At 28.4% G+C, this 2,541-nt stretch carries 3 protein-coding genes; 2 read left to right on the plus strand and 1 reads right to left on the minus strand.

Annotated features, from left to right (window positions below; all coding sequences use genetic code 11):
- Nucleotides 1-556 (plus strand): Hsp70 family protein (locus tag ACH2BO_RS05845; protein WP_395043817.1); only part of this gene is annotated, 556 nt, incomplete at its 5' end.
- A 135-nt stretch (nucleotides 557-691) separates the two neighbouring features.
- A complete protein-coding gene (locus ACH2BO_RS05850) occupies nucleotides 692-1,285 on the plus strand; it encodes a hypothetical protein (protein ID WP_395043818.1) in 594 nt (197 codons plus the stop codon).
- A 59-nt stretch (nucleotides 1,286-1,344) separates the two neighbouring features.
- Here ACH2BO_RS05850 and ACH2BO_RS05855 read toward each other — a convergent pair whose 3' ends face one another.
- Nucleotides 1,345-2,385, minus strand: a complete 1,041-nt coding sequence (locus ACH2BO_RS05855) for a glutaminyl-peptide cyclotransferase (protein ID WP_395043819.1) — start codon at nucleotides 2,383-2,385, stop codon at nucleotides 1,345-1,347.
- Nucleotides 2,386-2,541 lie beyond the last annotated feature (156 nt).

Genomic DNA, 2,541 nt, shown 5'->3' on the forward strand with positions numbered 1-2,541 from the left:
TAATAAAACTATCGGTCGTTTCAACTTAGATGGTATTCCACCAGCACCAAGAGGAGTTCCTCAAATTGAAGTAACTTTTGATATTGATGCTAATGGTATCATCAAAGTTTCTGCAACTGATAAAGGAACTGGAAAATCTCACGATATCCGTATCGAAGCTTCATCTGGTTTAACAGCAGACGAAATCGAGAAAATGAAAAAAGATGCTGAGGCAAATGCTGGAGCAGATAAAATTGCAAGAGAAAGAGCTGAAAAAATTAACGAAGCTGATAGTTTGATTTTTCAAACTGAATCTCAGTTGAAAGAATTGGCAGATAAAATTTCTGACGAGCACAAAACAGGTATTGAATATGCATTAACTGAATTAAGAATGGCACACCAATCGCAAGATGTTGAAGCTATCCAAAAAGGTTTAGACAATGTAAACGCTGCTTGGAAAACTGCTACAGAAGCTATGTATGCTCAAGGCGAAGCTGGACAAGCACAAGATGCTCAACCACAAGCTGATGCTCAAGGAGATAATACACAAGATGTAGAATTTGAAGAAGTTAAATAAGTATTAAGATTTTAGTATTAAGAATTAAGACTTTATGATCAATAGAAACCGAGTAAGCAATTGCTCGGTTTTTTTATTTAACATTTTCAGTTTAAATAAATTTGTATATTGGCCGCTTATTAAACAAAAAAAAATATGAAAAAGATAATATTAATTTTATTAATATCGATTTATAGTGTTAGTAGTTTTTCTCAAAAAAAGAAAACAACAAAAGCTGTAATAGCATCACCAGTACTTGCAAAAGTAGATAATTTAGTTGTCGAAGTAAAAAGTGGAAGTTTTCAATTAACAATAAACGAAAACGGAAAACCAAAGGATGCAATAATCGTAAAAGCTGCTGATGCAAAATTTACTCCCACAGATTGTAAGTTAGTTTCGTTTAAAGCAAGCGGAGCAACACTATATATGCTTTCTTGGACTGAAAAATATCAAACTAAAACCGATTTAAAAACAGAAGATATAACAACTATATATTCTAATGTTTATGATATTGCAACTAAAAAGCAAGTTTTTTATAATACTCAATTGACAAATCATATTGTTGAAAAAGTTTTTCTAGATAGACTTAAAAATGCATCAGAAACTCAAGAAAAAATGAGAAGAGAAGGTTTTGAATTCTTTTTAAATCCTGATGGCACAATTATTCAGAAAAATAAAACTCAGGAAAACAAATGGGTTTATGATGTTTCAAAAATGGAATATCTTGATGCTAAAAAGAAGAAAAAGTAAAAAAAATTTTAATAAAAAAGAGAAGAAATAATTTCTTCTCTTTTTTTTAAAAATAAAAATTAGTTTATTTTTATTTCAAACATCTTATCCCAATTTTTTCCTGTTACAAAAAATGTTTTTGTTAAAGAATTGTAAGCAATACCATTTAAAACATCAGTTTCTGGAAGTTTAGTAATAAGTTTATCTAACTTTGATAAGTCAAGTATAGCTTCAACAACTCCATTATTTGGATTGATAACTACAATTACATTTTTTTGATAAACATTACTGTAAATTTTTCCGTCAATCCATTCAAGTTCATTTAGTTCTTTAACTTTTGTTGACGAAGCGTAAACATTTATATAATCAATTACGTTTAAATTTTCAGAATCTAATTTGTAAATTTTTTCAGTTCCATCAGATTGGTATAAATAATTGCCATCATTTGTTAATCCCCAACCTTCAATTTTTTTAGTATATTGTAATTCTTTTATTTTCTTCAAAGTATTGGCATCATATACAAATGCGGTAGATTCTTCCCAAGTTAATTGATAAATTTTATCATTTAAAAAAGTTATTCCTTCACCAAAATATTTTGCATCTAAATCTATTTTCAAATCAACTTTACCAGTTTTATAATCAGTTTTCCTAAAGCTTGATTTACCTCTTTGTCCTGTTCCTTCATAAAGAATTCCATTATAAAATTCTAATCCTTGTGTATAAGCAGTATTATCGTGAGGATAGGTATTTACAATTGTATAAGAAAGCAATTGTGGTTCAACATTAGAAACCAACTCAATTCTAGTAGAATCTGTTTCTGTTTCTCCATCATAATAAATTGATGCAATTACATTTTGATAACCAAGTTTAGAATCTTTTAAATTGAATAAAAACTTATCATTTCCTTTTGCAACTCCAGCTTTTTTATTGTTTAAATTGTATACAACACTATCAATTTTTTGATTTTTAATGTTCAAAATTTCAAGCGATAGTTTGTCATCAAATGTGTATTGTGCTTTTAATTTATCCTCATTTATAGTAAAAAAATCTTCTTTTGTTCCACTACAGCTGTTTAATAAAATTGCTAATAAAATGAATGTTAACAGGTTATACTTTTTCATTGTAAATTGTTTCTTTTTATAATGACAAATGTATTATTTATGATGTTAATTTCTTGCAAAAAAATAAAAAGATTGTATATTTGCAGCGGCAAGTCCTACACGACCAGCTCCTACAGAATCCTCCAGGATGGGAACATAGCAAAGGTATGCGGTTGA

It is taken from the genome of Flavobacterium sp. (genome assembly GCF_043773265.1).
Taxonomy (GTDB): Bacteria; Bacteroidota; Bacteroidia; order Flavobacteriales; family Flavobacteriaceae; genus Flavobacterium.

Bases quoted from the DNA above. Each gene is read 5' to 3' on its own strand.
- ACH2BO_RS05850 (WP_395043818.1), top strand. From the start codon at position 692: ATGAAAAAGATAATATTAATTTTATTAATATCGATTTATAGTGTTAGT.
- ACH2BO_RS05855 (WP_395043819.1), bottom strand. From the start codon at position 2,385: ATGAAAAAGTATAACCTGTTAACATTCATTTTATTAGCAATTTTATTA.